The sequence below is a fragment of the Candidatus Omnitrophota bacterium genome, from assembly GCA_028717245.1.
GTDB lineage: Bacteria > Omnitrophota > Gorgyraeia > Gygaellales > Profunditerraquicolaceae > JAGUYA01.
Genome location: JAQUOD010000002.1, coordinates 64,165 through 90,433 on the forward strand (window position 1 = coordinate 64,165; position 26,269 = coordinate 90,433).

The window sequence follows — 26,269 nt, forward strand, 5'->3', positions numbered from 1 at the left end:
AAGGATAGCAGTTTTAGATGGCGGTTTTATTGTAGTTCAGGATTTGAATTCTTATCATGGCATATATTATCGTGAGGTTAATAATGGCAGTGGTAATGTAGTTTCAGCTGATAGCGGCAAACATACTCAAAGTAATAATCGCGTTGAATACAGAAATGGCAATAAAGTTTTAATCGGAGACGTTGTTGGTATTATTGAGGTTAACTATGCAGGTAAAAGAGGTATATTTAGAAGAGTTGTATTTGTGAGAGCCGAAGTCGCCCAAAACGTGGCATACGGATTTTATCCGCAGGGTAGCAGTGAAGCTTACGTTATATTAGAGCCGGATATGAGAACAGAGGGTAGCAGATTAGGCAAGGCCAGCCATGAAGGGAGACACGGGCTTGATTGGATGGAATTTGGTAGCCAAATGAATGAAATAGACAGAGAATACACCGCGCGCTTAACTACACTGGCAGAGAATCCCGATGACGACGAAGTAAGGGCAAGTTTTGGCAGGCGCATAGCCGAATATCAACGAAGGTCATTAGACAACCATGCCGAAGCTACACGACGCATTATTACCAATTTCATGGATAGAATAAAAAGATATATTTTTGGAGAACTATATTATATACCTGCAGAACAAATTAGAAAGATAGCAAAAGAGTTACTCGAGGAATTTTATCAAGGTCATTTCGGATATATACCTAATTATCCTATGATTGGTAGACAGTCCATTACCTCTCCTAAAATTCAACATCTCTCTTCCCGCACCACCCTGCCTTTTATGGGTTTGGCGGCAGTGGGGCTTGTTCTGTCAATCCTCTCTGGCAATCTAGCACTGGTAGTGATTTCAGGTATCTATCTTGCCTGGAAGATATGCCAGCTATTCCATAAGGGCGAGTTTGATCCAAAAACAGGCAAGATAGTTTATACAGACGCAAGCCTTGCTGCCGAAGCCCATGAACAAACCCATAAGTTACTGTGGAATTTCGGTATTAAAAATAGATTTATCTCTGAGGCTTTAGCCCAGTTGTTAGATTTACTAGTAGGAGCGGGAAGGCTTATTGGGCGTGCTTATGAGCGCGGCGCTGGTCTATGCCTAAAAGGACCAGAACAATTATTGCGAATACTGAAACAATTATTGCGGCCGTTAATGCCATATCATTCACCTCGCTCTTCTTTCTTGGGTGGGCTGACAGTTATTGCAAGGGTAATTAATAGAACTAAAGCAATGCCCAGGGCTGTTCTAATGGTTGCAGAGAATTTAACAAAGAATTCGGATGCCAGCATAGCAGCAAAAAGAATGCTGGAGAGATTAAGGCATATTCTAAATATCCCTTCTCTGCGGCCGTTATTTAGAAATCCGTTCTCTACCATCACAAAATCTATATCACACCTTACAAATCCTGTCAAGGGAATTCTACCCCAGCCGCAATCCACGCAGCTTAACGTAGGGCTACGAGCCGGGTTAATCGCAGCCTCCCTTGCGGCTGCAACAACTCCTCAGGAGGATCAAAAAGTAGACGAGGAATCTATAATCCGTTCTGCTAACGAATTCTTCTTAGGAGCAGTAAGGCGGATTAAGGAAAAGACCGGCATAGATGGAGAATTTACGCCCCCAGAAATAATTTTTGTTGGTCGATTAACTAAAGAACAGGATTACCGGCTCAAAACACTTGAGAGTAGGGAATTGTCCGGAAAGCTAAGCCAGGAAGAGCTGGAAGAGAAACAAAAGTTGGAAAGTAATTTGAGGAATAGTTCGGAAGCTAACTACGATAAACAAAAGAACCAAATAAGGTTACTTAAGGGAAAAGTTATCCGGCAGGGAGCGTATCGCCATGAGGAATTACATGCAATCAGGCACCAATTTATTTTACAACGGTTCGGAGTTATTGAAGTGAATGAAGGCTATAGCATGCTGGATCGGTACCTGAGTAGTATTTGTAAAGTAGAAATAGAAGGGAAAAAGGTAAAAGTGATTCCTGCGTATATGATTGAATTCTTCGCGCTATTAGATGAGATGATTTCAAAAGAACTTGGCTTAGCCAATGGAGAAGATACGCGAGAACTAAGTTTGCGAGGATTAAGAGAGGCAGCTGAATATTTCAAGGGCGGTTTTGATACAAAGTTTTATGAAATATTAGAGTTGGGCGAACAAGTAATTGGGGTGCTTGAGGATATCGCTCGGCAAGATAAAGGAATTGACGAAAAAATTCAGGAAGCAAAGAATGCCCTTGCGCAATATGCGGATAAGGTTAGGGAATTAGGGAAGAGTATACTAAAGAACCAAGCCTATCTAAAACTACTTTGTCTAAAAACAGACCCGGAGAAGTACGTTGGCTTATTACGTGATTTTTTTGAGATTATGGTGTCATTGTCTAAAACTTATGATAAAGCATTGCTTGAGAATGGAAGTTTAGGCGTTGAATTCACGTCCTTAAAGAAAGATGTCGCTGTATATAAGGAATACATAGAAGAGAATTTTGATTTTGATAGAGATACGTTAATATTAAATGGTAATGATTCTGTGGCGCCCTATCTAGCGACTAAAATATTTATTACAGAAAAATACGAAGAAATAAGGAAGAATTGGGAAAAGATTTTTGTAATGGACGCTACAGAGGTAGAAGAGGTTTACTTTAAAGATGTTTTTAAAGCAATGGAGCAGATAGCGGAAGATTATGAGAGGAATATTATAAAAAGAGACGTAAGTGTGGATATTTCTAAAGAGGACATAGAACAAACTCAGGCCCTCTCCCTACGCACCACCCTGCCTTTTGTGGGTTTGGCGGCAGTGGGGCTTGTTCTGTCAATCCTCTCTGGCAATCTAGCGCTGGCAGTGATTTCAGGAATTTATCTTGTTTGGAAGATATACCAGTTGACCTGTAAAGGTGAATTTGACAATTACATAGGCAAGATAAAGAGCGCTGAAGGCCTTGGAGGGAAAATCCACGAGCAGACTCATAAGTTACTGTGGAATCTCGGCGTTAAGAATAGATTCGTCTCTGAGGTTTTGGCTCAGCTGTTAGATCTACCGGTAGGAATAATCGGGTTGGCTGGCAAGATGATTAGCGGGCGTGCTTGCGAGATTGGCGCTGTTGGACGTTTGACGCGCGTTTCGGAAGCATTAAGGATAGAGGCTTTTAAAATCAGGCAGTTCATAATAAGGCGTATTTTATTACGGAAACCAATAACACAAATGAAAGGTTATTTTGGCCAGGCGCGGCCGGATTCTTATGAAAAGGACGTACCGGAAATAATAGTAGGAGCCCCTGGCGAAAAACCGGTAAAATTAGAAGAAACGGAATTATCTAAAATAGAAAGAAAAACTACTTTTATTACCGAAGGAGTAGCTAGTTGTTCAGTTATAATTTATATAGCACAGACGCCAACCGGTTTATTTGCGTACCCTTTACATACAGTTATCTGGAACGATAGTAGGTTCCAGGAAATAAATAAGACAATTATTTCTAAGTTTAATTTAAAAGGAGCAGGAAAGATACGGGCTATAGTTATCCCAGGCCCTGTAGCCACTTTTAAGAATTGGAATCTGCAAGAGATTTTTGGAGATAAGGTTGATTGTTATGTAATACCTGAACTGTTATTGAGGATACCCAAGATAGAACACAGAAGGGTAAGGATTAGTTTTGGAAGCAAAAAATTAAGAATAGATGTGTGGGATTATAAAGATCGTCTTAAGGGGCCTTGGATGCCACGGAGGCCTTCGAGAAAGAATGTATTCTATTATTCCATAACCCCAGCCCAGCCAACCCCAGCCCGGCCGCGGCAGAAAACAGGGCTGTCCTCAATTTTATTTAATCCTATAAGTATCTTCGGTATTCCTGTAAAGATGCAATGGGCTTATCCTGTTATGTTGGCAATAATTATTATTGCTGTGGGAGCGACGCCTATTGGTTATTTAAATGGAGTATTGTTAGGATTGGGCTTAACTGCCTCGATTTTATTGCATGAGCTTGCACATTCGATGGTAGCCAATAAATACCAAAAGAATAGCTTGAAAGATATTAGATTTACCGCCTTCGGCGCGCAAGCTAATATAAAAATAAATGGTAACATCAACATGTGGGAACAACTCAAAATACACTTTGCTGGGGCAATAATGAATTTTGCCTTAGCCGGGTTATTGGTTGGCCTGAATGCCTTATACCCTAATGCTTATATTTTGGGTAGTTTAGGCTTAGTTAATGCAATATTAGGCGTATATAACCTACTGCCGGTATTCCCGCTGGATGGCGGCATGATATTGTTGACAATTGCTAATAAATTTATGGATTCCAAGAAAGCCGCTTATTTAGCCGTTTATGTAGCAAAGGGATTCGCAGTGGCAATGGCGCTGGCTGGTTTGGTAAGCCTACTATTTGGATTTTACCCCTTTGGCACATTAGTCTTTCTTGGCCTGTATGTTTGGTATGCGGCAGGCAAAGAAGATAATTTTGAAGAAATTTATTCAATTGAAATTAGCAGCCCCGATAATTTTGAAATAAAGAAACAAAGGGAGGTTCCGGAGTATATAGGATCATTAGCGGAACACATGATAGCTCTGTATTTTTCTCCATCAAAGGTAGCCCGTATTAGCGAATTATTGAATATACTGAAAGAAGGAAGCTTTGAGCGAGGGGAACCCTATCTAATAAAAGGAGATTTTAGAGACGAAGATATAAGAGAATTATTAGATACTGCTATGAAAGAGAAAGCCATAGAGATAGGGTTGGTTAAAGCAGTTATTGCTGATGTAGAGGTTAGTTTTTGTGTGTTTGGAGGAAAAGAAGGCGTAAATTACCATAAACTTCTGGATATATTAGGCAAAATAAAAACTGGGCTAAGGCTGAGAGTCCACAATCATTATGGTAAGCAATTTTTACCGAGCGGGCCTGATTGTCCGCCTCTTACGGAGTATGCCTTCAGGCTATATACCTACTCAGAGATAGGTTTTATTGAATATGGTAGAGGCGGGGATAATGCGCTTATTAGAGAAAGCTTTAAAGATAAAGCAGGTGAAAACTTGATTGTTTCGTGGGTACAGGGCAACAGAAGATTCCTCAAGATTATTCCTAACTCATCCGGTATTCTATTATGCAACGATTATCAGCCAAAAGATGTTTACAAAATAATCACGCCAATATTAAAGGAGAAGATAAAAGAAGGAGCTTCAAGAATAGCCTTCATAGAATCTCGCGGTGCGTGGGTAGAATGCGATGCATCTGCCCAAGAATATTCTCGGCTTAATTCGTCTTATCCGGATTGCCCTATTTCAGGTTTACCTACCCAGCCGCAAGCTACTAAGGAGTCCACCGCCGCGCCAGCCCCAGCCCAGCCGCAGCGGGGAATGGAACCAGTTGCCGCCAATCAAAAGAATGATAATCAGATACGCATAATTCCGTTAGAGTCGGTTAAACATATACCTTCTGTTACGGGCAAGCTGCCGGTTGTGCTTGAGACCGACAGTATGATTTTTGTGACTTATGATTATGAAATAACTACCGCAGCTTCCGAGCGGCCGATACTGCAAACAAAAGCGGCAGGCCCTTGTATAGTTTTAATACTATATGATAAGGTAAATAAAGTAGGGCTTCTCGCTCATCGTTATAAATCTCCTGCCAGCGAAGAGATAGGGCAAATGCTTGTTGATTTGGAAAAATCCGGAGCGGATAAAAAGAATTTAACATTCACAATCCTCGGGGGTTGGAGCGGTTCAGATGATCCGGGAAGTAACAGGCCTTTAAAAGAAGGGCTCAGGGATATGCTTCTTCAAAAAGGAATAGGTTTGGGCGAAATTGAATGGAATCCTACCTTTAGCCGTTCAGTTGCATTTGATACCAGAACAGGCAAGACCTACGATTTAGTGGCGGAATGGGAATTGTTCAGATGTCCTTCAAAATATATAGATGTCCTCCCGAATAAGATTGATTTTGAAAGTCTAATTAGAGGCGCAGAAGTCAAGCCAGCAGTCTCAGCCGCCCAGACGCTGCGGGGAAAAACAAGCCTTATAGGCAAAGTCTTGCGGAGAATTTTGCGGGCAGCGCAGATAGCGTTGGCAATAATCGTCTTATTTGTTATCTTTGCCCAGCCGGTTGCAGCAGCGGCAGAGGCAGTTGTTGTAGGCAACAGCACAGCGTCGGTAGCGGCATTTTCACTCTCAGCAGCTGTACCTTATATAGGTATAGCCATTGAGGTAATGCTTCTAGGAGTAATGGTTGTTTTGGGGGTGTTTCGCCATTACCGTATGCGCGAACAATACTGGGGAGCGATTAGAACATTATTCGTGTTTTTAATCTCAGGAGTTATTCTTGCTGGGCCGGTTTTGGCGCTTGCTGCATTCTCAATCCTTCCTCCTGTAAGTACAAGCCTAACCGTAGGGATAGGTATTGGGATAGGAGTAGTGAATGTAGTTTCATTTATTATACTTATACTTAGAATCTATAGCGGAATAAGGGTTTTCTCCCGGGACAACCCCTGGTATGAGGATGTTATGGTTACAGGAGCAGCATTGATATGGGGGCCAATAGCAGGTTTCTTATATTTACTGAAAAAGATAACTGATGCCATACAAGTCAGAAAAGAAGCAGCGCAGAAAGATAATAAAAAGCTCAATGAAGAAATAAAAGGAATAAACGCTGACCTTAAATCTGCCGCTAGAGCATTTAGAAAAATGAAGGTAGTAGGGGATGAGGAAAGATTCAAGGAGGTATGCGGCTCCTTTGACGCCGCCTATGACCGTGGCTGTGCGATACCGGCAGAAAATAGGCCTCACTCTATGGCGGAAGCCTTAAAGGAAGCATCTGATGCGCGCGAAGAAGCCCGGAAGAGGATAGAGCAGGATAAAGCTAAAAAAGAAGCCAAGCAGCCAACAGTAACCCAAAAGACTACCCAACAGGCTAATCAGCCAAAAAGAGCCATTGATATTTATAGAATTATTGCCGGTATATTTACTATCAGTGGAGCAGTTTCCTTGTCTGCGGCCCTCTATCTACTAATAGTAGGAATAAGATTACTCGTTACAGGAGACTATGCTAGCACGGTATCGCCTTACATTAACATAGTATTTTTCGTTTTTAGCGTCAGCGTAGTTATAACCTTAGGTTCTCTATATTATTTGTTTTTTAAAGAAAAGCTGGCTAAACAAGCCAAGCAGGCAAAAGAAAACGAGCGTCAGGCAGAGAAAGACAAGGCTTATAAGCAGGCCAGGAGAGCAGTAGCAAAATTATCCAGATTAGATGATATGGGAGAGTTCTACACAAGGCTAAAAGCCATAGAGGATAAATATGGCATTACATTCATTGTTGAAGATCCAGCTTTACAGAAGGCAGGCGCTCAGGTTAGAAAGAATCAAGCTGCCAAAGAGGCTAGAGAAGAGCGGGCTAAGAAGCAAACCCAAAAGACAGATAGCGAGACCGAAGAAGCCAAACAGAAGGCCGCTTCTTTTGTTAAGAAACTTGCCGAAGCCGTTAAAGCTAATAATAAAGCCAAGGCCGATAAGAAGGCTGCCGAAGAAGCAGCCAAGAAAAAGGCCAAGGCAGCAAAGGCTGGGAAAGAAGCTAAAGCGTGGAGTTATGATACTCTACACCCCATGATGAAGAGTCTTATTGAATCGCACTTAGAAGTTTTATCTTCTCGGTCCGACATAAATTCTTTAGAAAAGCAGAGGGCGGAGACAGAAAACGAAATAACGGATAACACCAATAAAGGTTACTTAAATAAAAAAGAGAGCGAACACTATCAGAAGAAGCTCCGCAAGGCCTATTCATCCCGCGCGCAGCAATTAATAAAAAAGAGAATCAAAGCCGAGATTGTTTCAAGAAAACCAAAGGATGAATTAGAGAGAATCCATAGCGAAATCGTTGGCGTAATTAATAGTCTTTCCTTAGACGAGAAAGACAAAGCAAAGTTAAAAGGAGAAGCAGATAATAAATTAAAAGTAATCCAGGAAAAGCAGGTTAAGCAGCAAGCTAAGAACAAACCCAGCGCCGCTCCGGCAAAAACAGGATTAGGGGCGTGGATTAAACAGAAGGCCGAGAAGCTTACCGAAGCCGCAAAGAAGGCATGGGATAAAGTCAGGGCAGGAAAGGCCCAGAAGGCTTATGATAAGCGAGAAAACAAGCGCAATGCAGAAATCAAAAAATATAACCGGCGGATCGGCCCGGCGCTTAAGAAAATGGCCTCTGCTAAGACAGTTGAAGCTGTGCGTAAGGCAGAGGCTGATGTTATTGCCTTGGATAATCAGTACCCGTGTTTTAACAAAGAAGATAGGGCCGCCCATATTAAATCCCACCGTGACCAGGCAAATTCTATAATAGATAATATTAATACAGAAAATACCAAGAAGGCTCAAGAGAAATTAGAACAGAAACAAGCACGCCAGGCAGGAAAAGACCAGAAGGCTGCTGATAATAAAGCCAAGAAAGAGGAAGAGAAGAAATTAAAAGCTGAAGCTAAACTCAAAAAGGACGCAGAGAAAAAAGCGCAGGCAGCAGCAGATAAATCCAAAACAGCAGCCAAGAGTAAACCAGTAGCCCAAGAAAATTCCGAAAGAGGGCCTCCAGTTGCAACAGAAGATAAGCCAATAACCCCAGCTCCCAGCGCACCTGCTGAAAAAGAAACAACTCCAGCCAGCGTTGAGAGCGATCTTCTCCGCGATCCCATAAATGCCCTCCTTTTGATTTTAGTAGTTTATGGTTTCTACGGCCTTGTGGCGCTTCCTTTAGCATTGATTTCTCCTGATATTTATCTTGCCGCCCTGCTTGGCGGATTAGAGCTCGCTGTGGGTGGGTGGCTTCTTATGTTATGGATATTTAGAGGCAAGCCCGCTAAAGCTGAAGTCACAGCAGCACCAGTAATCCCAGCAGCACCAGCAGCCCCAGTAGTATCAGAGGAAAAAGTTCCTGAGGCACCCGCCACAGTTAAACCCGCAGAACCCAAAGAAACTCCTCAACCTCCTCAAACCGGAACTTCCTACGGTTATCCTTATGGGTATGGCGACGGTGCTAGTCAGATACCTCAAGAAGATTTAAAAGATATACAGAAAACTACAGAAGACCTGAAGAAAAAATTAGATGAAGTTCAAGAAGGAGAACAAACCGAACAAGAGATTAAAAAGCGCGTAGAAGAATTTATTGAGAACAAAATCTCACCAGAGCCAAGAGAAGCAGTAAGAGCTGAAATCATGAGAAGGTTGGTTGATTTAGCTGCTACCAACGAAACCCTCCGCAAGGTTTTAGTTGGAATGTTCTTCGGTGTTGAATACCCAACCCCAATTAAAAACGTATTGTTTATCCATACTGCATTAGATGGTATGGGTGATGAGATGATAGCCGCTAGTTTATTGATGGCTCTAATGATAGCTTATCCCGATGCAAAGGTTACTATTGCTTCGGACCGCCCCTTCCGTTACAACCAGAAGAGAGTTAGGGTTGTTTCTCTGCAGCGAATTAGCAGGTATAGAGCAACCGGTTTAAATAGAGAAGACCTGGGCGATGCGGTAAGCGTTATGCCGGAGAATGAAGAAAAAATAGATTCACTAGCACAGAAGGATTGGGATGTGGTTCTCTGCTCCAGAGAATTGACTATAGGTAAAAAAGAAAACATTCCGGAATTTAAAAAGGCAAAGGTTCTGGTTGTGCTTCCTGAATGGCCGGACAGAAATGTCTTGGCCAGAGTCAGGACCCATGACGGCGCCTGGTACCCCATCGCAGGCCATGGGAATCAGTATGAGATATGCCTGAGTGTAGCCCGGCTTTTAGGCATAGATGTCAGGGCCAGCGAACCAGAGCTTTTTATATCCAGAGAATCAAAAGAATATGCATATGTTGCCCGGAGGGTAAACGAAATGAGGGTATCTGGCGCAAATAAACCCGTATTGTTCATTAGTTTGTTTGGAAGTACCGCTCCACTTAAGGGTTTCCTAGATATGAATAAATTAGCTCGGGTAGTAGAATACATCCGAGATTTAGGCTTCGTTCTCGTTGTTGATACCAGTCATGGCAATAAGATTGGAGATAAAGAGATGAATGCCTTTAGGTTAGCTATTAAGAATTGGGATGCTATCTATATTATCCAGGATATAGAAAATGATTATAGAGTAGCCCTTTTAGAATATTTCATATATTTTGCAGATGGCGCAGTAACTGTTGACTGCGGCCAAATGCATACGTTCCATGCATTGGGTAAGAATAAGCCTTTATTAGCCCTGTTTAGCAAGAAGATGTATTTTAATAAATCCGCATGGTTCCCGGCTTATGCAAATTCTTTAATTCAACAGGCAATCGAATATGAAGGTACATTCGATGAGTTGACAGAGAGAAATATCCAGCAAATAGCTATTATCAAAGATTTAATTCTTAATCATCCTAAATATGTAATTGATTCTCAAAAAGCAGGGGCACCTGTATTTGCCAATCATGAAAGCTTTAAAGCCAAGATTAAAGAGACAATCTCTGATTTATTGTTGATATATTTGCGGGAGAAAAGGTTGGATTGCGACAAGGTAGATTCCTTAGCCCGTATCATAGCTGCAAACCCAGAATATTCTGAGTATGCCTCTAAGGCATTATTTAAAGATTTAGTCGAACCATTGATGGATAGCTTCTTGTTAGAAGGCAGGAAAGCTTATATAGAAATATTCACCGGAATAATTATGTATCTGCGTAAATACCCACAGGCAAAGATTATCGATGAATATCTGAACAGGATGGCAGTAGAAAATGCCGAACAGATGATACAACGAGTGAATAGGCTGATGCAGACGAGGCCTTTTGCTCCAAGCCGCAAAAATAGGATTAAAAAGGCCTTTGTGTTCTCCCGCATCACTATTGGCGCAGATGTAGCTATAACAGGTATAGTGCTTGAGCGCATAAAAGAGGAATTCCCGGATGCAGAGATTTATTTCGTAGCTCCTGCTAAACAGGCTCAGCTATTCGGCGCTGATTCAAGGATTAAGATAATGGAGCTTCCTTTCCAGCGCCAGGGAGGGATGCTTGCCCGCTTGGAAAGCTGGATAGATTTAGTGAAACTTATCCAGGCCAACACCGCCGGGCTCAAGGACGATGAATATTTAATCGTGGACCCAGATAGCCGTATACCTCAATTGGGTATTATGCCTCTGCCGGTAAGGTTAGAGAATTACTTGTTCTTTAATAGCGGTGCCAGGGAAGACGAAATAAGAAACGGCGTGTTGACGGTTGGCGAGGCGACAAACCGCTGGTTAGATGAAGTATTCGGCAAAAGAGAAAAGCCCATCTATCCAAAGGTTTGGATTAGGGCGCAGGATAAAGGATTTGCGGATAAAGTATTCAGCCACAAGAGGCTGCAAGGTAAATTCGTTGTAACTATAAATTTAGGTTTTGGCGGCAACGGCAATAAACGTATTAGCCCTGAATTTGAAGCAGGATTGATTTTAAGATTGATAGAGCAGGGTTCGACGGTTATCCTGGATAAAGGCTTTGGCCCCGAGGAGAGCGAACAGATAGACGCGATTATTAAATATATACAGGACCACGGAAAGACTTCGGCCTATGTTAAAAACGATACAGATACGATAAATGCATTTTTGAACGTAGGCGATTTTGATTTGGTTGTATTTGAAGGTAACATCGGTGAACTTACAAGCTTAATCTCAAGAAGCGGCTATTATGTCGGCTATGATTCGCAAGGCCAACACGTAGCCGCTTCTTTATCTATACCGGAAACCGTAATCTTTGCCGGATATATCAGCGATGTCTTTAGGCAGAGATGGCATCCTTACGGCGCAGGAGAAATAAAGGTTATAGCGGTTGATGCTCAGAACATTGATAAAAAGGATATTGATGAAGATAAGATAATTGCTTCCGTTGCAGCAGATGTAAAGGCTAAGATGCAGGAGGCGGCAAAAGCAGCAGAAGAGAAGGCTAAACAGGAAGAGCCTGCGCCTCAGGCAGAAGCCCAAGAGACTAAGAGTTGGGCTGAATGGAAAAAAGTTTTTGCGCAGGAAGAGAATGCCGAGATTATTGATGATAATAGTGGATACGCTCCAGAGCAGGTTATTAACCGCGAAGAAGCAGAAGCGGGATGGAATAAATGCGCTGCCGTATTACATCGTCCGGAAGAGCAGCCAGTCGAGCCAGAAACTACAACTCCCGCTCCGGCTGCGAATAATGAAGCGCCAAAGCCAGCAGTTCAGACTGCGCCGGATTTAAGTGATGAGAAGATATTTGGGCCAGTTAAGGTAAATGGGAAACCTGCGGATATCTGCGTAGTAATAAATGACCAAATCGTGGATGCTGATAACGAAGCGGATATCTCCAGGGCAATGGCTCGCGAACCAGTGGGCAGCCATAAAGAAGTAGAGGTCCAGATAGGGCAGCCAGTAATTATATCTATACCTTTATCTTTATCTAACATTACTGAAGAACAAGCCAAGGCTATTCAGGTTAAAGTTCCTTTTATTGGGCCCACATTAGCAAGTGAGACAATTGAACTTACGGCTGACTTTGTTTCTTTGCAAGGTTCCGAGGCTTTATACCATTGCGAAATTACTCCTAAACATCCAGGTCAATACTACTTCTTTGTAAAAATTTCTAATGACGGCAAAAATTGGTTTTTTGACTCGCACGCCGGGTATTTTAGGTTTATTAAGGTTGTGGGGCAACCATCAACTGAAACAAGCCAGCCAGCAGAAACTACCACTTCGCCTGCGGATACAGGAACGAAAGAGCAGCAGCCAGCCCAAGCTCCAGTGCCAGTCGAGCCAGAAACCCCAACCTCAGCTCCGACCGCGGTTCCTGCGTCAACGCCAACAGCCGAAGAACCTGCGCCTACTCTTGCTCCGGCCGCAACAGAGCAGCCCGGCGAGCAAGAAGAGGCTGAGGTTAAGGTTGAGGGCGAAAAAGCTCCGGCCGCGGCTCCCGTTGAAGCGAAGCAAGCAGAGGAAAAAGCAGCCGAAGCGCAAGCTGAAAAGGATTTTGAAGCTGTGGAGAAATTATATGAAGAAAAGAATTATGCGGATGCCATAGAGGCATATACCCGGATAATCAAACTAGCAGAACAGATGAGTAAACAGTCTGGTTGGTGGGTTACTAAATACGCATATTTTGGGCGAGGGATGTGTTATGTAAAACTTGAGCAAACCGCAAGGGCAAGAGACGATTTCCTGATGTCGATAAAGAATGGTAATGACGCTTGGTCTAGCATTATGCTCTTAAAGTTCAAAGACGCCTCGCTATTAAATGAAACCATAGATAAGATTTTAGAAGTAAAGGTTAATGAAAAGGACGATGTGTATGCTTTAAGTAGCCAAGCATATTGCTTGTTAGATTATGCAAGACGCACAAAGGGAACAGCAAGGCAGGCGCAGTTATTAAATAAGGCAGGGGAATGTTTTAAAGCAACAGTTGGAAGATGGAAAGAGGTCAAATACGAAGAACATGAAGAAACGACCGAGAAAAATATAAAAGAGATAGAAAGCGAGTTAGCCAAATTAACAGGAAACAGGGACGGTTCTAACGGCCCGGCAGCACCCAAAGATGCTTCAGCAAATGGATTACCCAGGCCGCTGGTGAATATAGCGGTGAAATTGTCGCAGTTATTAGCCGGCAAAAATATCAGGGATTGGGCGTGGAGGTTAACGGATGAAGACTTAAATAGAATACAGACGGCAGCAACTTTATTAAAAGATAAAGGATGCATAAAGGATGAAGAAGAAGCAATGGGTATCCGGTTTATCCGTGCCCCGCCATCTTGGCTGCTGAAGATTTTATGGAGAATTATTAGTGCTGTAAATTATGTGGATGCGCAAGGAATCATTTACATAATCCTGCCTGGAAATGCCCCATCCTACAAGATTGCCCATGAAATCTGGGCAGTATTAAATGATACAAAATATCATACAGAAAATCCGATAAAACTCGGTAAAGATAATTCAGCCCAGCCGCAAGCCACAAAGAAAGCTACCACGCCAGACCCATCCGCCGCGCCAGCCCAGGTAACCCCCACCCGACATAATATTCTGTTATTCGGCGCAATAATTTTAGCTGCAGCGGTGTTCGGCGGATTGAATGTTTCGTTTGCTTATGCCTCAGCTAAGGCAGGGCAAACAGGAGAAGGCATTGCATTAGTTATTATTATACCTCTTGTTATTATCGGGTTTAGGTATTGCTTGCCATATATAATTAGAAATTGGCAGAGGCAAAGAAAGCAAAAGCTTAGCCGCAGACTCGGCAATTATAGGGATAAAAGCGGGGAGGCAGCTGTCATAAAGGAAATTGAGGGAATAGCAGAGTATAAAAATCCGGATGATCTAAAGAAAGTAAACGCTCTTATCGCATTATTATATTGCGGGACTCCGGATATACAACAAGCTGCAGCGCAGGCCTTAGGTGAATTAAAAAGTGATAAAAAAGCAATTAAGAGGGCAATGCGCGTTTTGTCTAAAATAGCTTGGAATAGCGGTATGGATAGTAAAACCAATAACGCAGCGGAAAAAGCTTATTTTAAGTTAGCGGATGAGATGGACTTAATAGAAAAAATAAAGGCCGCAATAGATGGTAATAAAGAAGCAAAAGAAGAAGCAATAGAAGCTATTTACAATAAGGCAGATGGGATAAATAAAGAACTTATTGTTCACAGCCAGGCAGTGTATGTGGATTTCTACGGTTGGGTAGAGCACTTAATAAGGAATGGGCATAGCAAGTCTTTGTATATGGTAATTACAGCACAAAGAGGAGAATTAAAAGAAATTAAGTCATTAGTAAATAAAATTATTGCTATACAAGGACGTTTCGAGAGAATTGAGCAAAGACACGGCGCTCTTTCTGAAGAAGAACTCGATGATCTCGATATAGCCGGGTCATGGTTTTATGCCGCTGATATAAATGAATTAAGAAAGTGTCTGAAGATTTTTAAAGATTTTACTAAGAGAAACGGGAATATACCTCTAATAGATGCCCTTAAGAAAATTGCGATGGTAGCGATGAGGACTTTATTCCAGCCGCGGGGGGAAAGAGTAAAAATAGGAAGTAGAACGCCGGAAGACATAGTTGATATGAAAACTAGAAGCCTGAGGATGCCTAGGGAAGAAGCGGATGCTTTAATAATACGAGGCAGGGTCATAGGTGTTAAAGATGTTTGTTGCGAATTGCCGGCTATGCGCGAAACTCCCGATATGGCTGAGGTGGCGGGTAATGTGCCGGGGGGTGATTATAAGATAACTAACGCAGGGTCCGGCTGCTCAATACTTAAAACTATCGAGGTGACATCCTGTTTAATTTTAGCAATTTATGATGACAAAAATCATGTAGGGCTTCTGGCGCAATTTCCTTATTTTTATTCCATTGAGGAAACCTTAGAAAAGATGCTCTCCGATTTAAAAGAAAAAGGCGCAGATAGAAATAATCTCAAGGTAAGAATTAGTGTGGGCTATACATGGTGGAATACTCTTTATAGAGGTATGTTAAGCGAGCCAATAAAATCTTCTTATAACGGCTTTGATAATTACCTCGCTCAATATTTTGACCCGCGGGGGGCAGGGATTGATAGGGAACTCATCGCTGCGTTTATTGATAAAAGAATCCCTGTGGAAATTATCTGGCATCCCGCAGAAGCCCGGTCTATCGCCTTTGATACTAAGACAGGTAAGTTATATAATTTGCGTGCTCCAATTGGCAGGGGGCGCAGTTTTAGCGGCTTAGCCGGTATAGCGCTTTTATTTGTAGCTGCGCTGGCGGTGGTAGATTTGATTGTGAGAGTGCCCGGACTTGAGTCTCCTATATTATTGGGAATGGCGTTTGGTATAGGGCCAACCGGTCCTTTTGGTAAGAAATATCCATATTTTGGTTCTGTAAGAGAACCGGCCAGGCAAATCTTATTAAAGTTGACCTATAACGATTTACCCGATAATGTAAAGAAAATATTTGAGGCAATGTATAGTGAGGGAGATATCAGTAAAGGCGCATTAGAGGTATGGGTAGAACGTACCTTCGGGAAATTTCAGGCCGAGCAGAAATTAAGGGAGGCGCTTGAGGTATTAAAAGATTTAACGCCTGAGAGACTTGAGGCCTTAGGCATTGCCAGAAGCGGTAACGGTATACCCCAAATAGGTAGTTTGGCAGGAAGAGCCTTCTTTAATGAACGGCTGGATTTGGATAGAGATATGTTAGAAGCGCTAAATGCTTTGGAAATAGTATCTAATAGAGATGTGCTTCCGGATTCCCAGTATGCTCATCTAGCCAATATTAGCCTGGTGCATTTGATAATTTTATATAAGGTTTACCGGAATAAAGTCTACAGGAGAGGATTGGGATTAAGCGAGAAGGATAATAATTTCATAGATTTCATATATAAAGTTTACCGCGGAAGAGCGGAAACGGAAAAAATAAGAAAGTTATTTCAGAATCTTACCCTGCAAGACTTGCAAGAACTTTCTAAATATACAAATCCTGAGGATAGGTTGAATACGATACAGCATAAATTGAAAGAAATGATTAACAAGCTTAAAAATGATTGTCCCACAGAGGGAGAGAGAATAGAAATGATAAAGGGGCTTTTAGAGGGATTACCGGCAGGGCAAGAGCCTATGTTACGCATCTTAAATGAAGACTGCGAAAGGTTAGCAAAGGCAGCGCCCCTCTATCCTTATTTGATAAAAGCTATTTGTGACCACTACTCCCGTAAGTTCGGCAAGCATTGGCTTTTGCTTTTTGTGGCCAGAGACGCCGGATCATATTTTGAAACAATTGACCAGATGGTTAAAGTGGGCTTGATAGATGCCATCTTTTCTATTATTTATGTAAGCGGAGCAAATTATCCCGAAGCAAGGAACGCCTTCTACCAGGGCATTAAGACAAAAGAGGAATTTGAAAGGGAATTAGAAAATAATCCCGAACTCAGGTCAGAGGTTGAACGGCTTATCCAGCAGATGAAAGATTTGAAAATTTTAAATTATGAGCAGTTAGTCATTATGGATTCCTGGGGAACGGGGGCCACCCCTTTATTTATGAAATTGACTATGGAGCACTGTTTAGCTGAATTAGGCAGGAGGATGAAAGTAAAGCCGATAATAAACGCAGAAATACTGGAAGTAAAGCTTAAAGAAATTAATAGCAAGGGCGAAAAAGTAAGCCCGAACACAGAAAGCCGTATTAATGTTACCACCCTATTGGAGTTACTCGATGATGAGAAACTTGATAAAGAATTAGTAGCTAAATTAGAAAATTCTATTAATGCGGTTGCGGCCGAATATAAACTTTGGCCGGTAGAACCCGGATTCCTGCCCGGTAAGCCCGAGGGCATACTTTTCTCTTATCTGCGCGCCATGCTTACCTATAATAGTATAATTGAGTATATGAATAGTTCAAAAGGCCCGGATGATTCCGCTACCACAAACGGCAAAAATAACGCTCCTATGGGCGGCTTTGACCCGGCCCGCACAGACGGTTTGGATAGGCTCCCGGCAGAAAAAACAGAGGAAGCGCGGGCAAAGCTAAGAGGCATTATTAATGATTATGTCAGAAACTCCAAGGATGAGATTTTTGGCCTTAAGGAGATAGAGTCTGATGCGCAATCAAAGCTGAAGGTTATCGGTATATTGAAACAGGGAGGTTATCGCGATATAGCAAAAATCTTACGCCACTCCTTAGTAGCGCGCGCTCCGCCCGGATTCGGGTTAATAAAAGCAATCCAAGATTTTGAAAAAGAGTATGGTGTAATTGTGTATGCCGTTAACATCCCCGCCAATCTTTCCCCGGTAAAGCAGAATATCATTGTAATCATTAATCAGGCAGAAGAAGAGTTAACCCCTTCTATTGCTCACGAAGCAGCCAGCCTCAAAGGGTTATCCGATGAAGAATGTAAGGCATTTGAAGATAAATACACCCGTTTAGAAAACAGATACCTAAAAGCAGAAAACTCCGCGTTAAGAAATGAGGTTATGGTTGATGGGCTAACCCGGTCTTTTAACCGCAGGTATTTTGACCTGTCTTTATCTACAGAAATAAAAGAGGCGCTAAGATATAAATACCCCTTGTCTTTATTGATTTGCGACATAGATAATTTTAAGCGCGTCAATGATAGCTATGGCCATCAGGCAGGGGATTCTGTTTTGCAAGAATTATCCGGGCTCATAAAGAACGCGGTAAGGGCAAGCGATATAGTCTGCAGGTATGGGGGAGAAGAATTCGTGATTATATTGCCTCATACCAGCGAGGAAAAAGCAGCGGTTGCCGCTGAAAAGATTAGAAAGATAGTTAAGATGTACAGATTTAACGCCCTCGCAGATGGCATAAAAATAGGGCTTACAGTAAGTATAGGAGTGGTGAGTTTAGGGGATTGCGTTTCTACGGAAGAACATCTCATAAAGAGTGCGGATGCTGCCTTGTATTATTCTAAGGCGCAAGGAAGAAATCAGGTTACCCGTTATTCCCGGATGCCAAGAGCCGTCGATTCCGCCTGCGAAGCGGACAATAATGATTCTTATAAAGTCCTTGAGATGGGCGCGGGCTACGGGTATTCCTTACTTCAGTTAAGAGAACTCCATCCTGAATGGGAGATCACTGGTATTGATAAGGACAGCCTTGTAATTGAAGTAGCCAAAGAAAGCTGCGGCGAAAAGATTGAAAACATGGATGCTACGAGTACTTCCTTTGCAGATGGAACGTTTGATTTAGTCATCATAAATTATCCTTTGGATACCAATACGGTCCTGAACGGTTTCTTGAAGGAGGCGTGTCGGGTTCTCAAAGTGGACGGAAGAGTAGAAATTGTGACTGAGGCTCCTCGCTTTGGTAATCATTTCTCGGTTGAGCAAGCAAACATTTTACTTTCTGAAAATGGCTTTAGGAAGATAAAGATAGGCCCGCGGCCAGCAGATTATCCTAAATCTAATTTTGATTATCTTGACCTTGATCCTACCGGAAAATTCCACCCCATAAATCCGTTCCTTATTGCCGGGTATAAAAAGTCTTTCGCGCCCGTTCCCGGATTGAATATGCCTCCGGCGCAGGAAACGGGAGAAAATGCTCTCGCTCAGCTTTTTTTAAATCGCTTATATACGGCTGCTAAGGAGAAATCAGGGGTAAGGGCCATGGCGATGGTGGATACTTACTTGAAACTCTATCTTTATGATTCCGTGCCTGTTGTGGCTTTACCCGGCTCTTTTACGTTAGAGCTGTTTAAAGGAAAAGCAACGCAGGAACAGTTAGAGCAGATTAAGGCCGTGAAAGAAATATTATCCATACCCGAAATTAGCGCGTTGACCGGGCACGATAAAAATAAGGAGAACGAATTCCTGACTAAATATGTTTATGCACATTTTGCGTCTCTTAAAATTGGAAAAAAGCAAAGCATCCTTTCCATATTGCCTTTTATCGGTGCCACTCTTCAAGGGGCAGTAATTCAAGGAACAGCTTATTCGTCCAACATCCTTAGCAGTCCTATTTTCTGGGGGTTAGTGGTTGCGGTTGGTTTGACAGGTGCATTGGTTTATATGGTTAGGAATTGGGGGAAAGTTAAAGATGTTCTAATCCGCAGCCCGCCTGCCTTAAAGAAGGCAGTTTCTGTCTTTGCGGCGGCATTAATATTTATTGCCATTCCTGCGCTTACTTTTACCTGCACGCCGCAGTCCGCTACACCGCCTATTATTCCTCCAGCACAAGAACAACCCGTAATTCCCCTCACAGAGGAACCCGTAAACATAAAGATTGCCCCTGGAGATGTTGTTGCCGAAGAGCTAATCAAGACAACCATAGCTAACCTTTCTTCTTTACCCACTCGTTATATTGGCACTCCTGAGAATATAGGAACCGCAATATTTATAAAAGACCTGCTAAAAACATATGGCTATAAAGATGCAAAGAACACTAATAACGAACCTTATTATTTGTACAAAGAGTTAGAAAGCGGCATACCCTTATATGTTGCGGCAGTTATTCCAGGAAAAGTTAACGGCGCGAAAAATATTATCCTCTCAGCCCATTTTGATGCTTTTTATGCCGGCGCAGATGATAATGCTTCGGGCGTTGCGGCGCTGTTAGAGATATCAAGGTTATTAACAAATACGCATCCTGATAGCGCTATTTATGTTGTATTTACAAATGCTGAAGAGTTTGACGGCTTGGGAGTAAATTCCTTTATTAAAGATATGGTTGAAGAGGAGCGCGTAGAACCAGCGAATAGTATAGTGTTGGATGTTGATTCCATTGGCCAATCGCACCTTAGTATTGAGGATAATAATGGAGAAAACAGAGAACCCCGGATTTGGATAACTTCAGTAGATGCTCCGAACCAGATAGAGCCAGTATCCTTATATTACGATACTTCATTGCCGTATAAATTATATGTAGACTCCAATAAAATGCAGCCACTCTCCGGCGAAAGTAATGCGTGCGTGTTTGCTTATTATGGATTTCCTGCAGTAACTATTTCTGGCATATCGCGTTCACAAGCCCAAGAAGTTAAAATCTTTCATACAACCAAAGACGCTTATGGCCGGGTATCCACCGAAGCAGTTAATAGTATTACATCCTGGTTATTAGAAGTTGTATCCAAGAGGTCAGGTTTATCCGAAGAAATAAAATCCGCAGAAAGTGTGCTTATTTATTCCGATTTGAAAGTTGAAACTTCTGATTATACGGATAATTTAAGTATTTCATGCAATAAATCGGGTTTTGACTTTATGAATTTGGGTGATTTTGTGGTATCAGAGAGAGGTTACTCTATGGTTTCCGAGTGGACAGAGTTTTTAAAGAAGAGGTTCCCAACGTATGGTGAATATTTAAAAGGGATTAAATATGGTTATATAAGAGGCCAGTGGGGGGTATCTGGTAATACAGTTGCACACGCAGATACAAACGGAGGTATAATCGAGGTCGGATTTCCTTTGGAACCTTACCCGATGCGTAATGGTTTATTTGTTTCTTCTCCGTATGGAGGGCATTATTTCTCTCCTGAAGTTGTAATAACGCATGAATTGGGGCATCTAATTTTGGAGAAAAAGTTTGGCATAGACAAAGGCCAACCGGCATCTGTGGGTGTAAGCAGCAAAATAGAAGACTTAGGTTATAGCATTCCTTATGTAAATCAATTAGACGAGCTCATAGTTACAGATCTTGCATATAAGTTGTTATACGGAAGAATACCAACCGAAGGATATTTTACCGGAAAAATATTCGAATCAAAGGATTACGGCTCTAAGATTAATTGGGAAAGTGTAAAAATAGATTTAAGTTCTACTGAAGAAGCAAGAGAAGCATTTCTTAAATACTTATTTAATGAAATAGGAGTTGATCAAGATACAGATTTGTTAAAAGAACCTGATTTATCTATTTCAAGATACATTCCATTTTTACCCGTTGGAACCGTTATCTCTGGCGGGATTATAGTAAAACCCGAAGATGTAAAAGACGCAGGACCATTCTTCCCGAATTCATTATTACCTACTGTTATCCCGCAGATGTTATTGCCGGTTGCAGGCGCAATTAACCAGAGAAATAAGAGACTTGTTCAGAAAGGCAAAGTTACTATATTACGTTCAATCATTGTTGTTTTAGTGGGCCTGGGTGTGGGGCTTGGTGCGTGGTTATCGGCAGCTTTCTTTGGCCCTTCAGCTCCTGTTAACGCCGCCGAGCTTCAAGCGGCAGTAACTCCGGCGGAAGCTTCTTCGTCCAACATCCTTAGCAGTCCTATTTTTTGGATAGGAGCAGGGATAGCTGGATTAATGGCTGCGTATCGCTTGGGCATACTTAAGAAGGCCTGGCAGGTTGTCCACAGGGCTCTCAGCCCGCCTGCTTTGAAGAAAGCTTTCCTCGGCTTCATAGCATTAGTGCTCATTTCTATTTCTGTATCTATCTCATCCTGCAGCTGTAAACCAGAATCAACTCCAACGCCGCCTGCCGCTATAGAAAAATCGGCTCCACCAATTTCAACATCTATTGCGCCAGCGCCAACCGCACAGGCGCCTATCTCCCAGAAAGATATTTTAGCTATTACCAATTGGCTGAAAGCAAACGTCAGCACTACCACCGGCTTACCTTTCAGCTTCCAGATACCCGAAGATAAGAAGAAAGAAGTCTATAGCCGTATGGGAGAAGCTAATTCTGTAAAGGGGATTATTGAACGAATGATTGTAAATGAAGGCTTGGAAGTATATGACGGCGCTTGCTGGGGGATACTTCTTACAGCGAGCGGCGACAATAAGAACTTAGAGTTAGCCTTTATACCTATTAATACTTATTGGAACGGCTCCTTAGGCCAGTTGCAGACCATTAGGGCGGGTTTTGCAGGAAAGAATACAGACCAACCATTTATCTATGATATAAATAGCCCTACTTCCGTATCCGCTTCTTTGGCGGATAAAGGAAAACGCGGCTTTATCTTCAGGATTATTGATGCCAATGGAAAATATAATACTGCTGACCCGTTAGATGGGAAGACTTATCTCCAAGGGTTCCCTACCTGGCCTACTATCCACTGGGAAGATTGGAAACCTATTGCCGGCGAGAACGCTTGGATAAGTATGCAGGCAGCGCAGTATCATAACGTTAAGCATGACGCCGTTTCATTACAATTAGCAGAAGAATTAGCCAGGACAGCCATATTACTGCAGGCAGAGAACGGCGGTATTCGGATGGCTCCCATTGGCACTTGGCATGAGCAAGGTTCCGAATTTTATTATTATGAAATCTCTACGGAAAATAACCACTCTTGGTATAGTGCCTTCAGGATGCTTTATCAGATAACCGGTAAGGATATTTACAAAAAAGCAATGGAAGGAATTGAACGCTACTTTAAATCTGTTTGGGATCCGGAAACCAATACCTTCTATCAGGGCGCGCATTACACTAATGGCCGGTGGGTTCTTAATAAGAGTGACTTTGCGGAGGATTGTCAGAGCTGGGGAATTGATGTCTTAGGGCCGCAGAAGATAGATTCCTGGTTTGGCGAAGGCGCCTCTTATAAGATGTGGAAGAAGACCAAAGAATTATCCGGATATTATCAGGGGAATAAATTATTGGGCGTGGGGTACACCGCTGAACATGATCAGCTTTCAGTAGAATGGACAAACGGTGGGATTTTTGCTACCAGAGAGTTAGCTACTTATTATCAAAATACCCATCCAGATTGGGCAAAAGAATGCGCTGCTGATGCCCAGAGCATGAGAGATGGAGTTGAGACTCTGAAACAGGAATCAAATGGCAAAACCGGTTACTCTTATTCTTTAAAGAGAGAATATATACCGTTTGGATGGTATTCACACGAACCGTCAGTTTTAAGCACTACATCTACTGCCTGGGTGGGATTTGTAGATTTAGGTTATAATCCTTTCTATTTAGGCGGAAAGTCAGGAGTAGTTCCTGCTACGGCACAATTACCGGCAGCTACTGCGAAAGCGACGCTGACTCCGACACCGACTCCAACTTCTGCTCCAATAACTCCCCAGCAGCAAGTGAAAAAGGCATTAGAGGTAGATTTAGGAAACTTACAATATTATTCCGGCACAGGCTGGGCTTCTTGCGCTGTGGACGTGGTCAATATTGACGCTTCAGGATACGATACGCTTAGAATTAAGGCATCAGGCAAGGCAGGGGATAAGTTTATTGTGCAGTTGCTTGATTCCTCTATGCACGATGATAGTTCAAGCGGGATAAGTTCAACAAAGGCCCTTTCCGGTAGCTCTCAAGAAGTAAATATACCTCTTTCAGAATTCCGCGGCGTAAATCTAAAGAGCGTGCGCCGGATTGCTATCCATTATGGCCGAAGCGCCTGGGGCAGTGCTCTTAACCCGCAGGGAGCAGATATCGGATTAAACGGCATTACCTTTATTTCAACACGGACAGCCGGACTTCTGCCGGTTGCGCCAACCACAGCTTCATTACCTTCTGTTCCTTTAGCCACTATTCCGTTAAATATGCTTCTAGCGTTGGCAGTTGGGCTTATCCAAATAAAGAAAAGAAACAGCAAAATAAAAGGTTCTAATGTCGGACTCCTAAAGAAATCCGCAAAAGAATCTTTACAAGGTAAATCTAACTTTATAGGCGATTTAGCTATTAAGGCATATTTAACGAAGGGTTGCCTGTCAGGATTAAACAGGAGAGCGGCGATAGGAATACCTGTCGCGCTTATGCTCGCAGTAATCCCCGCCATAATGCAAAACATCGAAGTTCGGGCGCAATCCGGGACATTACAGATAACCCCGCCAAGTAATCCACAATACGCTTCAGGCACGAATTGGGCCGCTCGTTGGGTAGATGTAGGAAATATCAATGTTTCAGAATACAGCGTTTTAAGGCTTAATCTATCAGGCAATGTTGGAAATAACTTTATTGCACAGTTATTAAATACCTCTATTACCGATGATAATAGTTCAGTTGGCAAAAGCCCGGTATATACTCTGACTGTTGCTTCTCAAGACATAGATATACCTCTTTCGGCATTCGCTGGCGCTAATTTGAGTAGTATTCGCAGGATTACTGTCCATTTCGGCGCGACCGCTTGGGGGAACTACCTTAATCCTCAAAACACAAATATAATAGTAAACAGGATTGCCTTTGTTGACACTATTGCGCCTGCTATCTCCATAGTTGCTTCTTCAAACATCACCAGCTCTTCAGCGGTGATTACCTGGACTACCAATGAGCCAGCAGATTCGCAGGTAGAATACGGCACCGGCACAAGCTACGGCTCAACTACCAGCTTAGATGCTGCTTTAGTCACCAGCCATTCAGTTACTCTCACAGGCCTTGCACCCGGCACTACCTATCACTACTGCGTAAAGAGTAAAGATGCCGCAGGAAATCTCGCTCCCGGAACGGACAATACCTTTGTTACTCCTGCAGCTCCGACTCCCACTCCGACGCCTACGCCTACACCGACGCCTACGCCGACACCTACACCAACTCCAACTCCAACTCCAACTCCGACTCCGACACCGACACCAACGCCGACACCAACACCAACGCCTACACCCACTCCGACGCCTTCTAAAATAAAGGGAGTTACCTTATCCACGGTACCCAAAGGGAAAACCGATAAAGACTTAATTCTCGATTTAGCCTCTGTGGGCGAAGCCAATATTAAATTAATGTCTCAAGCAGGAATAAATACAGTAAGGACCTATTATCCTCCTTCCGGAGACTTATTAGATGCCTTTGCCAGATATAATATAAAAGTAATTATAGGATTCCCGAAGGATGATTTGAGAAATATTCTTGAACAGTATAAGGCGGATATTAAAGGAGGCAAATACAAAGATTACATAAATCAGTATAAGAATCATCCTGCGGTCTTGATATGGGAGCTGGGTAATGAATATAACCTGCATCCGGAGTGGTTCGGCGGGGATTTAAACAATTGGTGGTCAATGCTGAAAGACGCAACCACTGTAATCCATAGCATTGATCCTAATCATCGGGTATCCACTACTTTAGGATACGCGAATTTATCCAGCGATATCCCGCAAGTAGTGGCTGCGGGCGTTGATGTGATTGGCTTAAATTACTATGCAGGGGGGGATAATTATTCAGCTGCGGTTACGGAACTAAGGGCGCTTACAAATAAACCCATCTATTTTTCCGAAGGCGGGACAGACTCTTACAATAACAGTATAAATAAGGAGAGTCAAGCTGAGCAGGCCCAGGCAGTGGTAAATATTTGGAATTCAATTAAAGATGCGGATGTTTTGGGGATTACCTTTATGACTTGGCAGGATGAATGGTGGAAATCCGGAAATCCTGCTGCCCAGGATATGGGTGGATGGCCTACTCTTGCTGCCTATGATAATTTTATAAACGATGAATGGCTGGGCTGGAAAACTATAGACAAAATACGTAAATTGGTTTTAAATGAAATTGCTAAGCTGTGGACAGGGGCGCCTCTGCCAGCAGCGCCTGTTGTTTCACCAATTGTCCTTTCTGGTATCACCACTGGCTCAGCTGTAATTACCTGGGAAACCGATGGGCCAGCGGATGCGCAGGTAGAATATGGCATCGACACAAGCTATGGTTCAGCCACTACCTTAGATGTTGCTTTAGCCATCAATCACTCAGTTACTCTCGCAGGCCTTGCCTCCGGCACTACCTATCACTACCGCGTAAAGAGTAAAGATGCCGCAGGAAACTTGTTTACCAGCAATGACTATGTCTTTAGCACTCTTGCGCCACCTGCTCCGCCTTCAGGCGGCGGCGGTGGTGGTGGAGGCGTAGCACCGATAAACGCAAACAAGCCTCCGGTAATAAAAGATATACCGCCACTCAACTTAACTCTCGGCCATAGAAGGCTTCCTATAAACTTAAAGGATTATGTTTCT

The 26,269-nt window shown here is 42.7% G+C and carries 1 pseudogene (cut by both window edges); it reads left to right on the forward strand.

The window, feature by feature from the left end:
• Positions 1 to 26,269: pseudogene (gene malQ / locus PHV44_02100) on the forward strand (4-alpha-glucanotransferase) (it extends past both window edges: 21,461 nt to the left, 48,780 nt to the right).